The organism is Streptomyces sp. SID1328 (genome assembly GCF_009865595.1).
GTDB lineage: Bacteria > Actinomycetota > Actinomycetes > Streptomycetales > Streptomycetaceae > Streptomyces > Streptomyces griseoluteus.
In genome coordinates this window covers 1-2,056 of the sequence record NZ_WWKH01000067.1, presented here as the reverse complement: position 1 = coordinate 2,056, position 2,056 = coordinate 1, and the positions used below count along the sequence as shown (strand labels likewise).

At 71.7% G+C, this 2,056-nt stretch carries 1 protein-coding gene; it reads right to left on the bottom strand.

Annotated elements, in window-relative coordinates; translation table 11 throughout:
• Positions 1-2,056: Rne/Rng family ribonuclease (locus GT030_RS02120; RefSeq protein ID WP_161199549.1), on the bottom strand; the 2,056-nt coding region annotated here is incomplete at both ends.

The following is a 2,056-nucleotide window of genomic DNA, read 5'->3' as shown; positions in this document are numbered from 1 at the left end:
GGAGCTGTACAGCTCCTCGTCCGGGGTGAAGTCCGGCGCGGGCAGCGCGACCGGCTCGGCGGCCTCGGCGGCCACCTCGGCGACCGTCTCGGTCTCCACCGGCGCGGCGGTCTCGTGCTCGTGGACCTGACCGTCGCCGCGGCCGCGCTTCTTGCGCTTGCCGCCACCGCCGCCACCGACGGAGGTGGGCTGCTCCATGTGCACGATGACACCGCGGCCGTTGCAGTGGACGCAGGTCTCGGAGAAGGACTCCAGCAGGCCCTGGCCGACCCGCTTGCGGGTCATCTGCACCAGGCCCAGCGAGGTCACCTCGGCCACCTGGTGCTTGGTCCGGTCCCGGCCCAGGCACTCCAGCAGGCGGCGCAGCACCAGGTCCCGGTTGGACTCCAGCACCATGTCGATGAAGTCGATCACGATGATGCCGCCGAGGTCGCGCAGCCGGAGCTGGCGCACGATCTCCTCGGCCGCCTCCAGGTTGTTCCTGGTGACCGTCTCCTCCAGGTTGCCGCCCTGGCCGGTGAACTTGCCGGTGTTGACGTCGACCACGACCATCGCCTCGGTCCGGTCGATCACCAGCGAACCGCCGCTGGGCAGCCAGACCTTGCGGTCCAGCGCCTTGGCGAGCTGCTCGTCGATCCGGTACGTGGCGAAGACGTCGACCTCGCCGGTCCACTTCTGGAGCCGGTCGGTGAGGTCGGGGGCGACGTGGGAGACGTAGCCGTGGATGGTCGACCAGGCCTCGTCACCGCTGACGATGACCTTGGAGAAGTCCTCGTTGAAGATGTCGCGGACGACGCGGACGGTCATGTCCGGCTCGCCGTACAGCAGCGCCGGGGCGTTGCCCGTCTTCGCCTTCTTCTTGATCTCCTCCCACTGCGCCTGGAGCCGCTCGACGTCACGGCGCAGCTCGTCCTCGCTCGCGCCCTCGGCGGCGGTGCGCACGATGACGCCCGCGTCCTCGGGGACGATCTTCTTGAGGATGGTCTTCAGCCGGGCCCGCTCGGTGTCGGGCAGCTTGCGGCTGATGCCGGTCATCGAGCCCTCGGGGACGTACACGAGGTAGCGGCCCGGCAGGGAGACCTGGCTGGTGAGACGGGCGCCCTTGTGGCCGATCGGGTCCTTGGTCACCTGGACCAGGACCGGCTGGCCGGACTTGAGGGCGGACTCGATGCGGCGCGGCCCGTTGGCCATGCCGAGCGCCTCGAAGTTGACCTCACCGGCGTACAGGACGGCGTTGCGGCCCTTGCCGATGTCGATGAAGGCGGCCTCCATGGACGGCAGCACGTTCTGGACCTTGCCCAGGTAGACGTTGCCGACGTACGAGGTGGCCTGCTCCTTGTTGACGTAGTGCTCGACGAGCACTCCGTCCTCCAGGACGCCGATCTGGGTGCGCTCGCCGTGCTGGCGCACGACCATCACGCGCTCGACGGCCTCGCGGCGGGCCAGGAACTCGGCCTCGGTGATGATCGGCACGCGGCGGCGGCCCTGCTCGCGGCCCTCGCGGCGGCGCTGCTTCTTGGCCTCCAGACGGGTCGAGCCCTTGATGGACTGGACCTCGTCGGACGGCTCGGCGGCCTTGCGGGGCTCGCGGACCTTGACGACGGTGCGCTCGGGGTCGTCGGTGGACGCCGGCTCGGCCTCGCCACCGGAGTCACCGGCGCGACGGCGGCGGCGACGGCGGCGACGGCTGGAGCTGGAGCCACCGGACTCCTCGCCCCGCGCCTCCTCGGCGTCCTCGGCGTCCTCTTCCTCCTGCTCGGCGGTGTCCTCGGCGTCCTGCTCCGCCTGCTCGGCGGCCAGCTCGCCGGACTCGCCGTCCTCGGTGCCCTCGCCGTTGTCGTCACCGTCGTAGGCGTCACCACGGCGGCGGCGACGGCCACCCCGGCGGCGACGGCGGCGCGAACCGGAGTCGTCCGAGCCCTCGGCGTCGTCGGAGTCGTCGGCCTCGTCCTCGGCGGGCTCCTCGACGGGCTCCGGCTTCTCCTCGACGGCGCGGGTCTCCTCGGCGGGAGCGCCCCGGCGGCGACGGCGACGGCGGCCGTTGTCGCGCTCGTCG